This is a genomic window from Nostoc sp. TCL240-02 (assembly GCF_013343235.1).
In the GTDB taxonomy this organism is placed as follows: domain Bacteria; phylum Cyanobacteriota; class Cyanobacteriia; order Cyanobacteriales; family Nostocaceae; genus Nostoc.
In genome coordinates, this window is record NZ_CP040094.1 from 521,814 (window position 1) to 540,826 (window position 19,013).

16 protein-coding genes are annotated in these 19,013 nt (G+C 41.8%); 11 read left to right on the forward strand and 5 right to left on the reverse strand.

Annotation, left to right across the window (positions count from 1 at the left end):
- Positions 1-87: 87 nt before the first annotated feature.
- Entirely contained in the window at positions 88-882 is a 795-nt protein-coding gene (gene phnE / locus FBB35_RS02350; protein WP_174708313.1) for a phosphonate ABC transporter, permease protein PhnE, read from the forward strand.
- Between the two features lie 84 nt (positions 883-966).
- Complete coding sequence (locus FBB35_RS02355; protein WP_174708314.1) at positions 967-1,440, forward strand: hypothetical protein; 474 nt, start codon at positions 967-969, stop codon at positions 1,438-1,440.
- Between the two features lie 36 nt (positions 1,441-1,476).
- Here FBB35_RS02355 and FBB35_RS34220 read toward each other — a convergent pair whose 3' ends face one another.
- Positions 1,477-1,911: a hypothetical protein gene (locus FBB35_RS34220; RefSeq protein ID WP_174708315.1), complete on the reverse strand. Its 435-nt coding sequence runs from the start codon at positions 1,909-1,911 to the stop codon at positions 1,477-1,479.
- 110 nt (positions 1,912-2,021) lie between these two features.
- On the opposite strand from FBB35_RS34220, the gene FBB35_RS34225 reads away from it, so the two are divergent.
- Positions 2,022-4,868: a tetratricopeptide repeat protein gene (locus FBB35_RS34225; protein WP_254625798.1), complete on the forward strand. Its 2,847-nt coding sequence runs from the start codon at positions 2,022-2,024 to the stop codon at positions 4,866-4,868.
- A 621-nt stretch (positions 4,869-5,489) separates the two neighbouring features.
- Positions 5,490-7,463, forward strand: a complete 1,974-nt coding sequence (locus FBB35_RS02370; protein WP_174708316.1) for an AAA family ATPase — start codon at positions 5,490-5,492, stop codon at positions 7,461-7,463.
- 227 nt (positions 7,464-7,690) lie between these two features.
- Here FBB35_RS02370 and FBB35_RS02375 read toward each other — a convergent pair whose 3' ends face one another.
- The 4 genes from FBB35_RS02375 to FBB35_RS02390 form a co-directional block, all read right to left on the reverse strand.
- Positions 7,691-7,879, reverse strand: a complete 189-nt coding sequence (locus tag FBB35_RS02375; protein ID WP_254625799.1) for a toxin-antitoxin system HicB family antitoxin — start codon at positions 7,877-7,879, stop codon at positions 7,691-7,693.
- Between the two features lie 147 nt (positions 7,880-8,026).
- Positions 8,027-8,392, reverse strand: coding sequence for a hypothetical protein (locus FBB35_RS02380; RefSeq protein WP_254625800.1), 366 nt, complete (start codon positions 8,390-8,392; stop codon positions 8,027-8,029).
- 517 nt (positions 8,393-8,909) lie between these two features.
- Complete coding sequence (locus tag FBB35_RS02385; protein ID WP_174708318.1) at positions 8,910-9,566, reverse strand: (2Fe-2S) ferredoxin domain-containing protein; 657 nt, start codon at positions 9,564-9,566, stop codon at positions 8,910-8,912.
- Positions 9,567-9,624: 58 nt separating this feature from the next.
- Positions 9,625-9,888: an Asr1405/Asl0597 family protein gene (locus FBB35_RS02390; RefSeq protein ID WP_174708319.1), complete on the reverse strand. Its 264-nt coding sequence runs from the start codon at positions 9,886-9,888 to the stop codon at positions 9,625-9,627.
- A gap of 475 nt (positions 9,889-10,363) precedes the next feature.
- Here FBB35_RS02390 and FBB35_RS02395 point away from each other — a divergent pair, with 475 nt between their 5' ends.
- The 7 genes from FBB35_RS02395 to nblB all read left to right on the forward strand — a co-directional run bounded on the left by FBB35_RS02395 (position 10,364) and on the right by nblB (position 18,910).
- Positions 10,364-10,918, forward strand: coding sequence for a Dps family protein (locus FBB35_RS02395; protein WP_163934571.1), 555 nt, complete (start codon positions 10,364-10,366; stop codon positions 10,916-10,918).
- Positions 10,919-11,447: 529 nt separating this feature from the next.
- Positions 11,448-14,711 (forward strand): carbamoyl-phosphate synthase large subunit, encoded by a 3,264-nt coding sequence (gene carB / locus FBB35_RS02400; RefSeq protein ID WP_174708320.1) that lies wholly within the window; start codon positions 11,448-11,450, stop codon positions 14,709-14,711.
- A 579-nt stretch (positions 14,712-15,290) separates the two neighbouring features.
- Positions 15,291-16,247 carry an RNA polymerase sigma factor, RpoD/SigA family gene (locus tag FBB35_RS02405; protein WP_114081492.1) on the forward strand — a complete coding sequence of 319 codons (957 nt, stop codon included), beginning with the start codon at positions 15,291-15,293 and terminating at the stop codon, positions 16,245-16,247.
- Positions 16,248-16,506: 259 nt separating this feature from the next.
- Positions 16,507-16,851, forward strand: a complete 345-nt coding sequence (locus tag FBB35_RS02410; protein WP_174708321.1) for a DUF760 domain-containing protein — start codon at positions 16,507-16,509, stop codon at positions 16,849-16,851.
- A 248-nt stretch (positions 16,852-17,099) separates the two neighbouring features.
- Positions 17,100-17,552: an 8-oxo-dGTP diphosphatase MutT gene (mutT, locus tag FBB35_RS02415; protein ID WP_174708322.1), complete on the forward strand. Its 453-nt coding sequence runs from the start codon at positions 17,100-17,102 to the stop codon at positions 17,550-17,552.
- A 161-nt stretch (positions 17,553-17,713) separates the two neighbouring features.
- The gene (locus FBB35_RS02420) at positions 17,714-18,178 is read left to right on the forward strand and encodes a CBS domain-containing protein (RefSeq protein WP_174708323.1); all 465 of its coding nucleotides are present in this window, start codon (positions 17,714-17,716) and stop codon (positions 18,176-18,178) included.
- Positions 18,179-18,244: 66 nt separating this feature from the next.
- The gene (nblB, locus tag FBB35_RS02425) at positions 18,245-18,910 is read left to right on the forward strand and encodes a phycobilisome degradation protein NblB (RefSeq protein ID WP_174708324.1); all 666 of its coding nucleotides are present in this window, start codon (positions 18,245-18,247) and stop codon (positions 18,908-18,910) included.
- The last annotated feature ends 103 nt before the right edge of the window (positions 18,911-19,013 follow it).

The window sequence follows — 19,013 nt, forward strand, 5'->3', positions numbered from 1 at the left end:
TGTAGAGACGGCGATTTATAGCGTCTTGTCTTAACCGAACAGTATTGCATTCTGACTCCTGAATTCTGAATTCTTCTTCAATACAATATGAGTTCCTTTTTTAAATTAAAACGCTTACGCTTCTACCCTTGGCTGAGTTCTCTACTCATCTCATTAATTGTTGTGGTAGTTTATGGTTGGGCTTTGCGAGGACTCAAACTCGATTTTGAACTGCTAAGTTCTAGCTGGCCATACATCACCGATTTTATTACCCGGTTATTTCCTCCCGATTGGAAAGTTTTAGATATTGCAGTTAAAGCACTAATTGAAACTGTACAAATGTCTTTATGGGGAACTACCATTGGAGCCATTCTTTCTGTACCGATTGCTATAGCTAGCGCCAGCAATATTGCGCCTGGGTGGTTGCGATCGCTAGCTAATTTGTTACAAAATACTGTACGTTCCGTCCCTTCAATTATTTTGGGGCTAATTTTTGTTGCCGCCACTGGGTTAGGCGCACCAGCAGGAACTTTAGCTTTGGGAATCTACACCATCGGCTACCTTGCCAAATTTTATCAACAGGCAATTGAAGCGGTTGATCCGCGTTCTCTTGAATCCCTGCAAGTTATCGGAGCCTCCAAGCTACAGATTGCTCAATACGGCATTCTTCCTCAAGTGCTACCTTTGGGATTGGGTTACACCTTTTGGATGTTTGAGTACAATATCCGTGCTGCTTCTGTCTTGGGTGTAGTTGGTGCAGGTGGTATTGGCTTTCAATTAAAAAGTTACATCGACGGGTTTGAGTACACCAAAGCAACAACCATGATGCTGGTGCTTTTGGTAGTCGTCACAGTGATTGATGCTTTTAGTAGCCAACTACGTCATCGGCTCGATTCTATGTAGTATTTAATTGTTAATTTAAAATTTGGGGCAAAGCAATGTGACTTTGGGAATACTGAAATTAAGTACCCTAAAGGAGTATTAAAAATGGCAGAAAATCGCATCAGTGCTAGCCTAGCCCCAGCAGATAAAGAAGCAGTTATGCAAGCGATCGCTACAATTAGAGAAAAGTTACCATTTTTGGTAGATTTGACCCCTGAAGATCGGCGAACGATGCTGAAGATGGGAGATAAAAGTCGGGCTTTTGTCAGCAAAGCCTTAGAAGTGGCAACACAAAATCCTAACTTTTTGCCTCGTTACTTTGATTTAGAAGAAATGCGCCGGGACTTGGAAATATATGAGGACTTGTATCCGGTGCTGTTGTCTCTAACGCAACTGCAAGAATTGGTGGATGATACCTGTATAACTGCTGCTAGTGAAGCGTATGCAGCAGCATTAGCAGTGTATAGCTATGCCAAAGCTAGCGGTGATGTCGCAGGTTTAGATGCAGTAATTGATGAGATGGGACGCAGGTTTAACCGCCGTTCTAAGAAAAAGCAATCCGAAGTCCCAGTTAGTTAAAGCTTAAAACAGGTAATCATACCAGTTGTAAACTTTCTAAAATACACATAATTTGTAGGGGCATAACATTGTTATGCCCTTTTCGCATTTTGTATCCAAAGATTCTTGAAACCCACGCAGGTGGGTTTTGTCTGTGTAGCCGCAATTTTTAATCGCCAGGGCATTTTTGAGCCTCAGAAGGTCAACGTCGAGCCTCAGAAGGTCAACGTCGAGCCTCAGAAGGTCAACGTCGAGCCTCAGAAGGTCAACGTTGAGCCTCAAAAGGTCAACGTCGAGCCTCAAAAGGTCAACGTCGAGCCTCAGAAGGTCAACGTCGAGCCTCAAAAGGTCAACGTCGAGCCTCAAAAGGTCAACGTCGAGCCTCAAAAGGTCAACGTCGAGCCTCAAAAGGTCAACGTCGAGCCTCAAAAGGTCAACGTCGAGCCTCAGAAGGTCAACGTCGAGCCTCAAAAGGTCAACGTCGAGCCTCAAAAGGTCAACATATAAAAATTACCTTAAAAAAATTTAGTAAATTCCGAAATCCACCTTGTATATTTAGTAGTTATTGTGTAAACATTAGCACCTCAAAATTTAATCTTGTAATGAACCCACAAAACAAGCCCAAGAGTCTACAAGATATTCTTAAGCAGCGCCAACAATCAGGTTTTGTGGGTCGTGAAGACCAAGTAAACCAATTTCGCCAAAATTTAGCATTAACCCCAGAAGACGAACGCCGTCGTTTTTTGTATAACGTTTGGGGTCAAGGTGGAGTTGGTAAAAGTACTCTGTTACGGCAATTTCGGAAAATTGCTGACGAAGCAAAAATTATCTCGGCTTACATCGATGAAGCTGAAAAAACTATACCAGAAGTTATGGGTCGTTTAGCTGAGGAGTTAGAACGGCAAGGTCACAAGCTAACGCAGTTTACAGAACGCTACAAAGTTTACCGTCAAAAGCGCCAAGAATTAGAAACTGATCCAGAAGCTCCTCAAGGCTTTTCGGCTTTTGTAGGGAAAACTATGGTAAAAACTGGTGTACGTTTAGCGCGTCGAGTTCCCGTTGGTGGTGCTGTATTTGATTTTGTAGATGAGGATGCTTTTGCTACCCAAGCCGGAGAATGGGCATCTTATGTTGCTAAGAAAATCACAAATAAAGATGAGGTGCGGTTAGTTCAAGAACCTGAAGAAGTTCTGACTCCGTTATTTTTGCAAGATATTTTTAAAATTGCTAAAGAAGCTGCTGTTGTTTTGTTTTTTGATACTTATGAACGCACCGGAGAATTTATAGATAACTGGCTACGGGAAATTTTGGACGGTCGCTACGGTGAAGTATCTCTCAATATATTGATAACTATCGCCGGTCGGCAGGAATTAGATAAAAATCATTGGGCTCCTTACGAGGGGTTAATAGTTCGTTTCCCTCTAGAACCCTTTACAGAAGAAGAAGCCCAACAATATCTAACTCGCAAAGGCATTACGGACAATCGCATTATTGAAGTGATTTTGCACCTTTCTGGAAACTTACCTCTACTAGTAGGAATGCTAGCAGACGCTCATCCCAATGACCCCAACCAGGTAATTGAGCCTAGCAGCAGTGCTGTAGAACGCTTTTTAAAATGGATTGACGATCCCAAGCGGCGACAAGTTGCTCTCGATGCTGCCATTCCTCGATGCTTAAATCGGGATGTTATAGCCAAGTTAAGACCAGAAAAAGAAGCTGACGAGTTATTTACTTGGCTAAAAGAAACATCCTTTGTCAACGAACGTAGTAACGGTTGGGCTTATCATGATGTAGTTAAAACGCAAATGTTACGTCACAAACGTCTTTCATCGCCGCAAAGTTGGGCTGATTTACATAGCAAATTGGCTGATTATTATGACACCTTGCGAAATGAACTGCAATTGGATGAAATGAAAGCCTGGGGAGATCAAACTTGGCAAAGTCATAAGCTCAACGTTTTGTATCACCGCTTATGCCAATCACCACAAAAGTACTTACCCATAGCCCTCAATGAATTCCTTGCTGCACTCAAAAATCAACGGACTTTTGCCCAACTTTGGGTAGCAACAATGCTTCAGGCTGGTAGAGATGTGGATTCTAGCGAAGTTCAGCGTTGGGGTGAGCAACTAGGCAATTGGTTAAAAGCCTATGAAGAAAAACGCTATGAAGTTGCGGCCCAAATGCTCACAACTCTTTTGAGCAACGCTAGTCTTGAAGGTAAGTGGCGTGCAGTAGCCTTAGATTGGCGTGGTTATATCTACTCGCAATCTAATCAATACTCAAAAGCACTAGAAGATTTTACAGAAGCTATCAAGTTAGCACCTGAAGAAGTTGAGTATTTAACAGTTCGAGGTATGACTTACTGCCAAATGCAGCGCTACCCGGAAGCACTACTAGACTTTAACCGTATTATTCAGCTTAACCCGAATTATCAGTGGGCGATCGCCAATCGGGGTGTCACTTACCGTCTCATGTACCGCTATGATGAAGCACTGCAAGACTTTAACCGTGCTATTGAACTTGATCCTAATGACCAATGGGCACTGGCTCATCGAGGTGTAACTTACTGTTATATGCAGTGTTACCCAGAATCATTAGCAGACTTAGACAGCGCCATTAAACTTGACCACAATTATCAATGGGCGATCGCTAGTAGAGGTGATACTTACCGCTATATGCAACGCTATAATGAAGCCTTGCAAGACTTTAACCGTGCCATTGAACTTGATGCCAATTTCCAATGGGCACCAGCCACGGGATTTAGAGGTTTTATTTACCGCCAAATGCAGCGCTATTCTCAAGCAACGCAAGATTTAGACACCAGCGTTGTCGCAAACCCCAATTACCAATGGGTATTAGCGCGTCGGGGTGATACTTATCGCAAATTGCAGCGCTATAGTGAAGCACTACAAGACTTAAACCGTGCTATTGAACTTGGCCCCAAAGATGACTGGTCATTATTCAAGCGGGGTTCTATTTACTTTACACTCCAGCAATACAATCAAGCTCTCGCTGATTTCAGCCATGCGATCGATTTAAAATCTAATGATGATTGGTATTTATACCAGCGTGCTTTAACCTACCAAGCCCTTAACCAAGCAGATACAGCACGAACTGACCTAGCACTTGCCATCAAGCTTGCTAAACAACATTACGAAAAAAATGCTAAAGATTCGCGTAATGCCTTTAATTTAGCCCTTTACTATTTGGCTGCTCATTACATTCAACCAGCAGAGCAGTTATATCGATATACTTTATCTCAAGGTGCTTCCTTAGAGCGTATCCGTATAGCAATTCAAGACCTAAATGACTTTTTAAATATCTTCCCTAACCATCTGCAAGCGACATCCATACAACAGTTGTTGCAGTCTTCTCTAAACTTAGGTGATGGAATTTTAAAACTAGCTGACAGTAACCCTGCAAGTCCCAAAAGCTTAGGAATTCATTAGAAGGTTAATATCTAAAGTGAAGGTGTTTCAGGCGACTTGAAAAGACACCATAAATCGCCGTCAAGACAAAAGACTGATTAGGGAACTCCCAGAAATAAATTATCCAATCTTGTGGGGTGGGCATCTTGCCCGCCCAGTTCATATGGCGGGCAAGATGCCCACCCCACAATAAATAATTGAATATTTTTTTATTTGTCAGTCCCTTATTGTAGAGACGGCGATTTATCGCGTCTTTAAATAAGTCACTTGTGTGTACACCGTAGCCTACAAGGGGAGGGCTTTAAATCTTACTCCCCAACGCTAGTAGGGAAGGGCCTGGGGGTTAGGTCTATATTAAACTCCACCGATAAGTACTAAGTCGCCAAGGCATTTTTGAGCCTCAGAAGGTCAAAGTTGAGCCTCAAAAGGTCAACATCGAGCCTCAGAATGGTCAACGCCGAGCCTCATAAGGTCAACGTCGAGCCTCAAAAGGTCAACGTTGAGCCTCAAAAGGTCAACGTCGAGCCTCAGAAGGTCAACGCCTAAAAATTATCTCAAAAAACTTAGGGAAATTCCGTAATACATTTTTTATATTTAGTAGTTCTTTTTGTAAACGTTAGCGCCTCAAAATTAAATCTTGTTATGAACACACAAGATAAGCCCAAGAGTCTACAAGATATTGTTAAGCAACGTCAACAATCAAATTTTGTGGGTCGTGAAGACCAAATAAACCGATTTCGCCAAAATTTAGCATTACCTGTAGAAGATAATCGCCGTTGTTTTTTGTTTAACATTTATGGTCAAGGCGGAATTGGTAAAACTACCTTGCTACGCCAGTTTTGTAAAATTGCAGACGAAGCAAAAATGATTTCGGCTTATGTTGATGAAGTTGAAAAAACTATACCAGAAGTCATGGATCGTTTAGCTAAAGAGTTAGAAGAGCAAGGTTATAAACTAACCCAGTTTAGCGATCGCTACAAAGTTTACTGTCAAAAGTGCCAAGAATTAGAAACAGATCCAGATGCTCCTCAAGGTTTTTCCGCTTTTGTCGGGAAAACTATAGTAAAAACTGGTGTGCATCTGGCGCGTCGAGTTCCCGTTGGCGGTGCTGTATTTGATATTGTAGATGAGGATGCTTTGGCTAACCAAGCTGGAGAATGGGCTTCTTATATTGCTAAGAAAATAACCAATAAAGATGAGGTTCAATTAGTTAAAGAACCTAAAGAAGTTCTGACCCCGCTATTTTTGCAAGATATTTCTAAAATTGCTGATAAAACTCCTTTAATCTTGTTTTTCGATACCTCAGAACGCACCGGAGAATTCCTAGATAACTGGCTACGGGAGATTTTTGAGAATCAGCACGGTAAAGTATCTGCCAATATATTAATAATCATCGCCGGTCGGCAAGAATTAGATAAAAATGACTGGGCATCCTACGAGGAATTAATAGTTCGTTTACCTCTAGAACCTTTTACAGAAGAAGAAGCCCGACAATATCTAACCCGCAAAGGCATTACAGACAATCGCATTATTGAAGAGATTGTAAACGTTTCTGGAAACTTACCCCTGCTAATGGAAATGCTAGCAGATGCTCATCCCAATGACCCCAACCAGGTAATTGAGCCTAGCAGCAGTGCTGTAAAAAGCTTTTTAAGATGGATTGACGATCCTAAACGGCGACAAATGGCGCTTGATGCTGCCATTCCTCGGTGTTTGAACCGGGATGTTATAGCCAAGTTAAGATCAGAAGAAGAAGCTGATGAGCTATTTAATTGGCTCAAAGAAACATCTTTTCTCAAAGAACATATCAACGGCTGGGTTTATCATGATGTGGTCAAAACCCAAATGTTATGCCACAAACGCCTTTCATCGCCGCAAGGTTGGGCTGACATACATGGGAAGTTGGCAGAATATTATGACAGCCTACGGAACGATTTGCAATTAGAGGAAGATAACAAACAGCGCGATCCTAGCTGGCAAAGTCACACGTTAAACGTGTTGTACCATAAATTATGTCAGTCACCGCAAAGAAATTTGTTTATAGCTCTTAATGAATTTCTTGCTCTACTCAAAAATCAACCAACTTTTGCCCAGCAATATGCAAAAATAATGCTTCAGGCTGGCAAAGATGGGGATTCTACAGAAGTTAAGTATTGGGGTAAGCAATTAGCAAATTTGTTAAAAGCTTACGAGGAAAAGCGCTATGAAGATGCTGTGTATAAGCACGCTTTAGTCTACTTAGTTCTTAAGCAACCAGACAAAGCAGAAACTTGCCTACAGCCTGCCATTAAGCTTGCCAGAGAGCATTGTCAAAAAGATGCTAAAGACTGGCATAATACCTTTAATTTAGCTCTTTACTGCTTGGCTGCTCAATATACTCAACAAGCAGACTACTTTTATCGCTATGCTTTATTAAAGGGTGCTTCCTCAGAATTTATTAGTGAAGCTATCCAATACCTAAATGACTTTTTAACTGTCTTGCCCAATCATATCCAAGCTACATCCATCCGACAGTTGTTGCAGTCTGGTCTAACTAAGTCATATAATTTTCAACCTACCCCCCAAAAAAACCACGAGTCCCAACAACAAACTCCTAATCAATTCCTTCTCTCATAGTGCAAGTTCATTTGAGTGAACTTGCACTATAAGTCTGGGATTTCTAACTTTTGGCACAGAAACGAGTAAGGGCAATATTCCAGCTAACTTGTATTCGGGAGACTGGCGGCTAAAGCTAATTGCGTATAAATATTAAGCGATGCTTGCGGCGGGCTACGTCTACGCTACTACTACTTTGCCTTTCTCATAACAAATAGTAGGCGATCGCCTTGTTTTTAAGTTGTAGGTCAGCGATCGTAAGATTCCGTTTCAATATCTGGTACTTTAGCTAAAACTGCGTCGTATTTTTCTCGACTGCCTCGCTTTGCTAACTCCCCTAAATAAACTTCAGTTGTGAGTGCAGCGATTTTCTCCGCAACTGCTGTCGCCACAAACTGATCGATAGAAATCCCGTCTTGTTTGGCAAGTTCCTGCAAACTTTTGTACAAAGAGTCAGGAAGCTGGACGCTGAGGTTGCTTATGACAATGCTCCAATAGATTGCAAAAACTCCGCAGGTGTCAATAAAAATGATTACGAGAAATTTTATATTTTAGATGATCGGCCAGGTCAAAATGGGATTTGTCTAAATCCACTCAAATCCCTGTGTGGCTAAAAACTCTTTAGCTGGTTCCAAAATATCTTTGCTCAAAATCAGTTTGACTTTTGGAGAACTAAGATACAAACGAAAACGCTCAATAAAAAGTTGGTTAGCAGGTTCAATCTTCCTAATGGCACTCCAGGGAATCAACAACGGCGTAAGTCCCAAGCTAAATAAGGGGAAAATACTCAGATAAATCCCTTGAGGAGTTATCCCAATATTTAACGTTCCTTTGTAGTGAACCAAACCCACAGAACCGCTTTGCATCCGAGAGAAGTTTTGTGGCGGCGCTTCTTCGGTGCGGTAGAGTTTAGCGAGGCGATTCCAGTCATGACGAAATAAAAAAATCATGACTATCGTGGAAAATGTTAAAAAAACGATGTATATCCACTGAGGGGTATGTGACATTGGTTTTTAAACCATTGATGATTGAAGCTTCAACTGTAAGCGATGTCTAACGACAAGTCTCTTTGCGCCTACGCATTCATCAATCAACTACATACCCTTGAATTTTTGCAAACTATGGGAGCATCCAAATTAAAAATTGCTTAATAAAATTTTATTCACTCAAAAAACTGGCTTTAAATTAAGGCCAGTTTTTTGATTTTATTGCAAACTTCTATCGGACTTTACGGCCGAGTATTAACGGAACACACTTGAGAAGATATTATTAAGCTTTCTCATTCAAATGTCAAGATTTGACTAAATAGGTGGGTGGAAAAATCCACAAGTACGTAATTGCGAGTGAAACCTACTCCTGCAAAGAAGCAAGCTACTTGCAGCATCTCTTATGAGAAGCAATCACAAAGATTTCAGTTATATTACATTTTGTTGCATAGTTAGGTTTATTCATGCTTACCTACTTACGTCAGCAAAGCTTGCCATTAGATATCACCACTTCCCTTAAATTCTCAGGCTGCGCTTCTAAGCTCTTGTCACCAAAATGCTGATTCATCAGCGCCGGAATTTGTGCCGCTTGAATTCGACTATGGCGTGTTTTATCTGGCATTACTAAGTTCGGTCCAGCTTTACAATTTTTCATGCAACCAGTGCCCTTGATTGTAACTTGGTCTTCTAAACCGCGATCGCTTAAAGCTGCCTCCAACGCCTGACAAACTGCTTTACCACCGCGTTTCATACAATCAGACTTTTGACACACCAAAATTGTGGCTTTAGCTTTAGCTGGCTTTACCTTGACATTATCAATAGATGGGGGTTCTTGTACTGGTGCGATCGTTTCAACTCTCCCCATGTCAGAACGCGCCGCCATTACCCGTTCAGCTTTCAGAGTGACAGTACCATCCTTCAAATCATGCTTTTTGTAACCAACAACTTGCAGCCAAGTCCCTGGTGGTAAGCGCAAGTCAAAAGCAGCCCGTAAATGTTTAGCTAATTTAATGTAAGACTCACCTTCATGAGTCCCCAGCATTAAGCCTTTAAGCTTATAGCCATCTTTAATAACAAAATTTATAAATCTACCCTCAAGACAAAATTCTGATACTTCCATAGTGTGAGATGCACCCATTTTTTTGATCTCCTTTTAACTAAGTACAAGCAATCAAGCAAGATATTCTCAGCAGCAGCTAAAAATTAGAACTGTTGTTAGCAATTTTCCAACAGCACTCAAGAGTCAAAATTTGCTCTTGACGAGAGGCTGTTAATTGCCATATCACACTCCAAATTTGAACAGCCGTCACAGGAGAGCCAATTTCAACTTTCAATGGCTGGTTAGCTGTACAAGTACAGGGAATGTCTAACTCCTTTAGGCGTTGATAGACTTGCCAGCGATCAGCCCAATTCACCTCTACAAGGTGGTTGCTTTCTATTTCTGAACTAAACGATTTCAAGAGAATTGCCCTCAAAGTGCAACAAACTTGCAGTAATTACCGCGATTTAACTCTCTGCTTAGTGAAAGTTTTAGGAGTGTAACCTCTTAAAACCAGCATACCTTAAGTGCAAACAATTCTCATTAATTTTGGAAAAAAAAGTCAAACTTTTACAGCCATTCCATATTGAGAGGGGGAAGAGGTAGAGAGCAGGGGACAGAGGAGAGAGGTAATTTTAATTTTTATTCTCTCCCTTGCGCCCTGCCCCCTGCTTTTATTGGGAGATATACACATTTAAGTCGTGATGTCAATATTAATGAGAGATTTATGCACATTGATAGGTGTACCATCATCCAGCAAACAATAAACTTGAGATTATTAGTAAGCAAAAATACAAAATCTTGTGCTGGCAAATTGGCTTGCGCTTATTATTAAAATGTTAATATGTTGAGAATAAGCAGTTAAAATCTATAACTGTTAAAAAGAGAGGAACACAATGTCTGAAACGCAAACTTTGTTACGAAATTTTGGTAATGTATATGACAATCCCGTGTTGCTGGATCACAGCGTTACTGCTCCAGTTACAGAAGGATTCAACGTTGTATTAGCTAGTTTTCAGGCACTGTATTTACAGTACCAAAAGCATCATTTTGTAGTTGAAGGCTCAGAATTCTACTCTCTGCATGAGTTTTTTAACGAAAGCTACAACCAAGTACAAGACCACATCCATGAAATTGGAGAACGCTTGGATGGACTAGGTGGTGTTCCAGTAGCTACCTTTAGCAAGTTAGCAGAATTAACCTGTTTTGAGCAAGAGTCTGAAGGCGTATATTCCTCTCGCCAGATGGTGGAAAATGACTTAGCTGCAGAACAAGCTATTCTTGGCGTGATTCGCCGCCAAGCTGCTCAGGCAGAGAGTTTAGGCGATAGAGGTACACGCTATCTGTACGAAAAGATTTTGTTGAAAACCGAGGAACGTGCTTATCATTTGTCTCACTTCCTCGCTAAAGATAGCTTAACTTTAGGGTTTGTCCAAGCGGCTCAAAGCTAAAACTCTCCTAATCTAGATTTGTTTACCTAGACTGAAAGAAAAAGTTGGCAGCACGAACTCTTAAAATATTATAAAGAATGGCAGAGAATGATACCTTTATTCCTCTGCCATTTTTAATTTAAGTAAACATATCATCATAAGATTTAATCTTGTAAATATTTGGCAATTAGTATAGTTAATAAATATTTTTAGCTAATAAATTTATTTTGGCTAAATAAGCGGACAGATATATGCCATAATAAATTACCAATTTGTAGCAAATTTTTATCAAATTAAATAATATAAATTTGCAAAAGTTTTAAAGATTTGCTGGTAAAAATTAAATAGTATTTAGAAATACAAAATAATTCTTGGGTATTGAGCATTTGGGTTAGGGGAGAGGTAACAGCGAATAACCTGTACCCTATTCCCTAATTCCCACTCCTTTCATGTCATCAAACCTAGAAAACTTAATAATAAAAAGTACGACAGGGTGTAAAGACCCTTAAAATAATCAGGATTTGTATTCTCATACTCCAAGGCAACGACTATGCCCCGCCGTGACGACCTCCGGAAGATTCTACTGTTAGGCTCTGGCCCAATTGTGATTGGACAAGCCTGTGAGTTTGACTACTCTGGCACTCAAGCCTGCAAAGCGCTGCGCGAAGAAGGCTATGAAGTAGTTTTGGTTAACTCAAACCCTGCAACAATTATGACCGACCCGGAAACGGCCGATCGCACTTACATTGAGCCGTTAACTCCAGAATTGGTCGAAAAAGTCATTGAGAAAGAACGCCCCGATGCTTTATTACCAACGATGGGAGGACAAACTGCCCTCAACCTCGCCGTTGCTTTAGCCAAAAATGGCGTGTTGGAAAAGTATGGCGTTGAGTTAATCGGCGCTAAACTGCCAGCGATCGAAAAAGCCGAAGATCGAAAACTTTTTGGTGAAGCAATGGCCAGGATTGGGGTAGCTGTGTGTCCTAGCGACACAGCCGAATCTTTGGAAGAAGCCAAAGCGGTTGCTCGTCAAATTGGTAGTTATCCCCTAATTATTCGTCCAGCTTTCACTATGGGTGGAAGTGGCGGCGGTATTGCCTACAACCAAGAAGAATTTGAAGAAATGGCACAGGTAGGTATAGATGCCAGTCCTGTTTCGCAAATTCTCATTGACCAGTCTTTACTGGGCTGGAAAGAATATGAACTCGAAGTGATGCGTGATTTGGCAGATAACGTGGTGATTATCTGTTCCATCGAAAACCTTGACCCTATGGGCATTCACACCGGGGACTCAATTACTGTCGCTCCCGCGCAAACCCTTACTGATAAAGAATATCAAAGGCTGCGGGATATGGCAATTAAAATCATCCGCGAGATAGGTGTGGAAACTGGCGGTTCTAATATTCAATTTGCCGTTAATCCGCTTAATGGGGATGTGGTGGTAATTGAGATGAACCCCCGCGTTTCCCGCAGTTCGGCTTTGTCTTCCAAAGCCACGGGTTTTCCCATCGCTAAAATGGCAGCAAAGCTAGCTGTGGGCTACACCTTGGATGAAATCAAAAATGACATCACCAAGAAAACTCCCGCGTCCTTTGAACCGACAATTGACTATGTGGTGACAAAAATCCCCCGTTTCGCCTTTGAAAAATTCCCCGGTTCTGACCCAGTGCTGACAACCCAAATGAAATCTGTCGGCGAAGCGATGGCAATTGGGCGGACTTTCAACGAATCCTTTCAAAAGGCACTGCGATCGCTCGAAACCGGACGTGCTGGTTGGGGTTGCGACAAAGCCGAAAAATTACCCAGTGGTGAACAAATCCGCGCCCAATTGCGGACACCTAACCCCGATCGCATTTTCGCTGTGCGTCATGCCTTGCAGCAAGGTATGACTATTGAAGAAATCTATGAACTGACTGGTATTGACCGATGGTTCTTAGATAAATTACAGCAACTCCTAGATGTCGAAAAATTCCTGAAGCGGACACCTTTGCAGCAATTGACAAAAGAGCAACTTTATGAAGTGAAGCGGGACGGATATAGCGATCGCCAGATTGCTTATGCCACCAAAACCACCGAAGATGAAGTTCGCGCTTACCGCAAGTCACTAGGAATCATCCCAGTTTATAAAACCGTAGATACCTGCGCGGCTGAGTTTGAAGCCCTTACCCCTTACTACTATTCTACCTACGAAGAAGAAACAGAGGTAATGCCCGCAACCAAGCCAAAAGTGTTGATTTTGGGTGGTGGCCCCAACCGCATTGGACAAGGAATTGAGTTTGATTATTGTTGTTGTCACGCCGCCTACGCCTTGAAGGATGCGGGGTATGAGACGATTATGGTCAACTCCAACCCAGAGACAGTTTCGACAGACTACGATACCAGTGATCGCCTTTACTTTGAGCCTTTAACGAAAGAAGATGTTCTTAACATCATCGAAACTGAAAATCCAGTTGGGGTAATAATCCAGTTTGGCGGACAAACCCCGCTAAAGTTGGCTATCCCATTACAAGAGTTTCTGAACAATGACACATCAGGACTGCTGACTAAAATTTGGGGTACATCCCCAGATTCCATCGACATGGCAGAAAACCGGGAGCGGTTTGAAAAGATTCTCCAACAGTTAAATATTGCTCAACCGCCCAATGGAATTGCGCGGAGTTACGAAGATGCGCTGATTGTTGCCAAACGCATTGGGTATCCGGTGGTGGTGCGTCCTAGCTATGTATTGGGAGGACGGGCGATGGAAATCGTTTATTCCGATACTGAGTTGGAACGCTACATGAGCTTTGCGGTACTCATAGAACCAGAACATCCGATTTTGATTGATAAGTTTTTAGAAAACGCAATTGAAGTTGATGTCGATGCGATCGCCGATCATACAGGACAGGTGGTAATTGGCGGTATTATGGAACACATTGAGCAGGCTGGAATTCACTCAGGAGATTCCGCTTGTTCTTTACCTTCCATTTCCCTATCACCAGCAGTTCTCAATCAAATTCGCACTTGGACGGTGCAGCTAGCACAAGCGCTTTCAGTCGTTGGGTTGATGAATATCCAATTTGCTGTTGTTGGTGCAAGTAGCTATTCTCCCCAAGTTTACATTTTAGAAGCCAACCCCCGCGCCTCTCGCACCGTACCATTTGTATCTAAAGCAACAGGTGTACAGTTAGCGAAATTAGCATCTTTAATCATGTCGGGTAAAACCTTAGAGGAGCTAGGCTTCACCGAGGAAGTCATTCCAACCCACATTGCTGTAAAAGAAGCAGTATTACCCTTTAATAAATTCCCAGGAACTGATACAATATTGGGCCCAGAAATGAGATCCACTGGTGAAGTGATGGGGATTGACAGCGACTTTGGCCGGGCCTTTGCCAAAGCAGAACTGGGTGCTGGGGAGCGTTTACCACTGACTGGAACTGTATTTGTATCAATGAGCGATCGCGATAAAGCTGCTGCTGGTGCTGTGGTGAAGGAGTTTATCGATTTGGGCTTTACAGTGATGGCTACCCTTGGTACACGGCGAGTTCTTCTTGAACAGGGGTTAAATATTGAATTGGTGTTAAAACTCCATGAAGGCCGTCCCCACGTCTTGGATGCAATCAAAAATAAAAAAATCCAACTTATTATCAACACACCTTCCGGGGAAGAAGCCCAGACTGATGCTAGGTTAATTCGTCGCACAGCCTTGGCTTACAAAATTCCCATTATTACTACCATAGCTGGCGCAAAAGCTACCGTCGCCGCCATCCGTTCTTTACAAAATACAACTTTGGACGTAAAAACCATTCAGGAATACTGTCCGATTACGAGGTAGTACGGAGTAGGGGAGTAGGGGGCAAGGGGAGAAGGGAGCAAGGGGACAAGGGGGACAAGGAAAATAACTATACTCAATTCCCAATTCCTAATTCCCAATTCCCAATTCCCAATTCCCAAGAAAATTAAGTAATTGTTATAAGAGAATGACTATAGTTCTCATTAGAGATATCTTAGCAAATATGAGGAAGCTTATGTTCACCAAATAATTTCTGAAATTGACTTATAGTCAGCCTTTAGAGAGAGGGCGATATTACATGAACTGGAACAACCAGGAAATTTAATGTCTCTATATAGCCAAAACATTCTCATAAATGTTACAATTATTAATAAGACTCCAATAAAAAATGTTTAAGAAGCTACCTTTTATCTAACTGTAGATACTTGTGAAAAGTAGGAAATAACTGTAACTTTTAGCAGTTAAGAAGCCTAAATTTGTTTATTATGAGCAGCCGAATTTATCGGGCGCGTAAGTTGCAAACCATACATGGGTTCCCAGTTTGACTGGGTAGCACCCTAACAAAGCATCTATCCCTGAATGACCCTACCGCCAAACCCATCATTACCAAAGAGTAGCGCCATGAAGACCGCTCAGACAGCCACAGACCTCGTGCGGACTTACCTGCGTGAGATTGGCCGTGTGCCACTCTTAACACACGAGGAAGAGATTTTTTATGGTAAACAGGTGCAACGTTCTTGTACTTTGCACGAATCAAGAGAATCTCTTGCCACCCAGTTAGGTCGTCAACCGACTTTAGAAGAGTGGGCCAAAGCGACAAAGTTAGAACCAGCAGAATTGAACGAAGCGATCGCTGATGGTGAAATTGCCAAGCGTAAAATGGTAGAAGCCAATTTGCGGCTGGTAGTTTCGGTTGCTAAAAAGTACATCAAGCGCAACGTCGATTTACTGGACTTGATCCAAGAAGGTAGTATTGGTATGCAACGCGGCGTAGAAAAGTTTGACCCTACGAAAGGGTATAGATTTTCTACTTATGCCTATTGGTGGATTCGACAAGCTATTACTCGTGCTATAGCCGAAAAAGCTCGTACCATTCGGCTGCCTATCCATATTACTGAGAAATTAAATAAGATTAAAAAGGCACAGCGCCAATTGTCTCAAAAGTTGGGACGCGCTCCGACAGCTGGTGAACTAGCTCAAGAATTAGAATTGACCCCCAAACAAGTACGAGAGTATCTAGAAAAGGCGCGTTTGCCGCTTTCTTTGGATTTGCGGTTGGGTGATAACTACGACACAGAACTAGGAGAAATGCTGGAAGATCCAGGAGCATCTCCAGAAGAGTTTGTCATGCAATCTTCCCTATCTTATGACTTAGATCGCCTGATGGGTGATCTTACACCGCAACAGAGGGAAGTAATCACGCTGCGCTTTGGTTTAACTGATGGGCAAGCGCTGACTTTGGCTAAAATCGGTGAAATACTGAACATCAGCCGAGAAAGAGTCCGACAAATTGAGCGGGAAGCTTTAACCAAACTTCGCAAGTCTAAAGCCAACATGGGTGAATATTTAGCAAGTTAGGAGTAGAGACGCGATTAATCGCGTCTCTAGAGGAATTAGGAGTGAGGAGTTTTTAATTAACTTCTCACTCCTTACTTTATTTGTTAGGGTGAGAAAATACGCCGACTTTGGTACGGTTACACCTACTTCCAACAGAAAGCGAGGCTGTTACATTAGTTGACAGGAAGAAACAACAGCTAGCTAAGTCAAATCCAAAAAAGACATTTAGTATTAAAGTCACAAGCACCGTAGCCAGTAGTGGTAGTTAAGGAGCTAAAAAATGAGTAACCCATCCAATCGTGTCTCAGAATTTTTCAATAGCGAATCAGAAACTAATGATTTACTATGGCAGTATGTTAAATCTTTGAGTCCAGAGACAGTTACCCAGCTATCTAAACCTACATCTGCCGAAGTTTTTCAGGTGATGGAACGGAATATTACAGGATTATTGGGTAATCTACCTTCAGAACATTTTGGTATTACCGTCAGCACCAGTCGGGAAAGTCTAGGTCGGCTTTTGGCATCTGCTATGATTAGTGGTTATTTCTTGCGTAATGCTGAACAGAGAATGAATTTTGAATTAGCCCTACAAGGAACTGAAACCAACACCACCGAAGTTGACTAGAAATATAGAATTTATCAAATTCTATATTGTTGTTGGTCTAATTGCTAGCTACAGTCACGGCTATAGGAATTAAAAATAAGCCTCTGCGAAATCTTTGACCCTAATTCCCAATAATTATCAGCTAGATTTTTTTAAATATCCAAAACAGTGACAAATTAAGGTTCAAAATTAAAAAATCAAAACTCGGCAGAGTTCAAACTAGTCTGCCGAGTTTTGTTGTTAATTATCTCCCCTATTGTCAATCAATTATGAGTGAAACCAGTTCTTTCCCGCCCCATAAAATCATTGGTGTTGCAGTCATTTGGAATGACCAAAAGCAAATTTTAATCGATCGCCGTCGTCCAGAAGGAGCAATGGGTGGTTTATGGGAATTTCCTGGGGGTAAAATCGAGCCTGGTGAAACTATTCAAGAGTGTATTCAACGGGAAATTTCCGAAGAACTAGGAATAGTAATTGAAGTGGGAGAGCATTTGATTACTATTGACCACACTTATACAAATTTGCGCGTTACCCTCACAGTACATCATTGCTGCCATGTTACAGGCGTTCCTCAACCTTTGGAATCCGATGAAATTCGCTGGGTAACTTTGGAAGAACTAGAGCAGTTTACCTTTCCGAAAGCAAATACTCAAATTATTGCTGCTTTAAAAAGGGAATTGGAAATTGGGCATGGGGCATTGGGCATTGGGCATGGGGAATAGGAAAGAGTTTTTTAATACTTATGCCCAATGCCCAATGCCCCATGCCCCATCCCCCATTCCCAGTTCTCAATTCCGTAACAATCTATTAATTGCATCAGGTTGAGTCCCGCAATTTTCTACAATAGGCGCAGAGACTTTGATTAAAGGTGTCAGCAATATCAATGCCTAAAACCGTTGCCGATGTGATGAGCCGCGATCCGATTGTTGTTCGTGCGGAAACTCCACTGAAGGAAGCTATCCAAATTCTCGCAGAACGCCACATCAGTGGACTACCTGTTGTGGATGATGTCGGAAAATTGGTGGGCATTATCTCAGAAACCGATTTGATGTGGCAAGAAACTGGTGTTACTCCACCTGCGTACATTATGTTTCTTGATAGCGTTATCTATTTAAAAAATCCTGCTACTTATGACCGTGATTTGCATAAGGCACTAGGGCAAACCGTTGGGGAGGTGATGAGTAAAAACCCGCTCGCAATTTCCCCTAATAAAACTTTAAAAGAAGCCGCTACAATCATGCACGATCGCAGTGTTCACCGCTTGCCAGTACTTGATGGCACAGATCAAGTAATTGGTATCCTCACTCGTGGTGATATTATTCGGGCAATGGCAGCAAGTCAAGATTAGTCAAAAATAGAGACGCGATTAATCGCATCTGTCTTTTTTACACCTTTGAAAATCAAGGATAACTAAATGAGTATTACTTCGGAGTCTGTTAAGCAATTGCTAAGTTCTGAGGATTTAGGCGATCGCTTACGTGCAGTAAATCAAATCCGCCAACTGGAACCTACGGTTGGCTTTGAATTGATTCAAACTGCCATTAGCGATCGCAATTCCCGTGTCCGTTACTCGGCGGTGAGTCAAATGGATACACTCGGAACACAAGATTTACAATTATCTTTGGATATCTTGCGCGATCGCTTGCTTCATGACTCTGAAGTAGATGTACAAGCAGCAGCAGCAGATTGTATAGGCGCACTTCAATTACATGATGCTTTTGAAGACTTACAGGAGGTTTACCACAAGACTGATGAATGGCTAATACAATTTAGTATCATCGCTACATTAGGAGCATTGGGCGATCCGCGAGCCTTTGAATTACTCAAAGAGGCACTCTCATCAGAAACCGAATTAGTGCAAACTGCTGCTATTAGTTCTTTCGGTGAATTAGGAAATCTAGAAGCAGTTCCTCTCTTAGCTCCTTATGCTACCAATCCAGACTGGCAAATGCGTTACAGAGTTGTACAAGCGCTGACTCTTTTGGGTGGTGCAGAAGCCAAATCTATATTAGAAACTTTGGCTAATGATGAAGTCGAAGCGATCGCCACTGAAGCCAAAAATTCTTTACAATTAGTCTGACAGTAGAAAAAATTCGATCTGGTTGGTAAAATTTTTCATTCCAGCCAGATCGAATGGATAAATTAGAGTTACTTTCAGTTCCTAAAAGTCACCTGTTCATATT

Excerpts from the sequence above, each read along its gene's own strand:
- FBB35_RS02355 (WP_174708314.1), top strand. The coding sequence starts at position 967 with ATGGCAGAAAATCGCATCAGTGCTAGCCTAGCCCCAGCAGATAAAGAA.
- FBB35_RS02385 (WP_174708318.1), bottom strand. The coding sequence starts at position 9,566 with ATGGGTGCATCTCACACTATGGAAGTATCAGAATTTTGTCTTGAGGGT.
- carB (WP_174708320.1), top strand. The coding sequence starts at position 11,448 with ATGCCCCGCCGTGACGACCTCCGGAAGATTCTACTGTTAGGCTCTGGC.
- FBB35_RS34225 (WP_254625798.1), top strand. The coding sequence starts at position 2,022 with ATGAACCCACAAAACAAGCCCAAGAGTCTACAAGATATTCTTAAGCAG.
- nblB (WP_174708324.1), top strand. The coding sequence starts at position 18,245 with ATGAGTATTACTTCGGAGTCTGTTAAGCAATTGCTAAGTTCTGAGGAT.
- FBB35_RS02370 (WP_174708316.1), top strand. The coding sequence starts at position 5,490 with ATGAACACACAAGATAAGCCCAAGAGTCTACAAGATATTGTTAAGCAA.
- FBB35_RS02420 (WP_174708323.1), top strand. The coding sequence starts at position 17,714 with ATGCCTAAAACCGTTGCCGATGTGATGAGCCGCGATCCGATTGTTGTT.
- phnE (WP_174708313.1), top strand. The coding sequence starts at position 88 with ATGAGTTCCTTTTTTAAATTAAAACGCTTACGCTTCTACCCTTGGCTG.
- FBB35_RS02405 (WP_114081492.1), top strand. The coding sequence starts at position 15,291 with ATGAAGACCGCTCAGACAGCCACAGACCTCGTGCGGACTTACCTGCGT.
- mutT (WP_174708322.1), top strand. The coding sequence starts at position 17,100 with ATGAGTGAAACCAGTTCTTTCCCGCCCCATAAAATCATTGGTGTTGCA.
- FBB35_RS02395 (WP_163934571.1), top strand. The coding sequence starts at position 10,364 with ATGTCTGAAACGCAAACTTTGTTACGAAATTTTGGTAATGTATATGAC.
- FBB35_RS02380 (WP_254625800.1), bottom strand. The coding sequence starts at position 8,392 with ATGATTTTTTTATTTCGTCATGACTGGAATCGCCTCGCTAAACTCTAC.
- FBB35_RS02410 (WP_174708321.1), top strand. The coding sequence starts at position 16,507 with ATGAGTAACCCATCCAATCGTGTCTCAGAATTTTTCAATAGCGAATCA.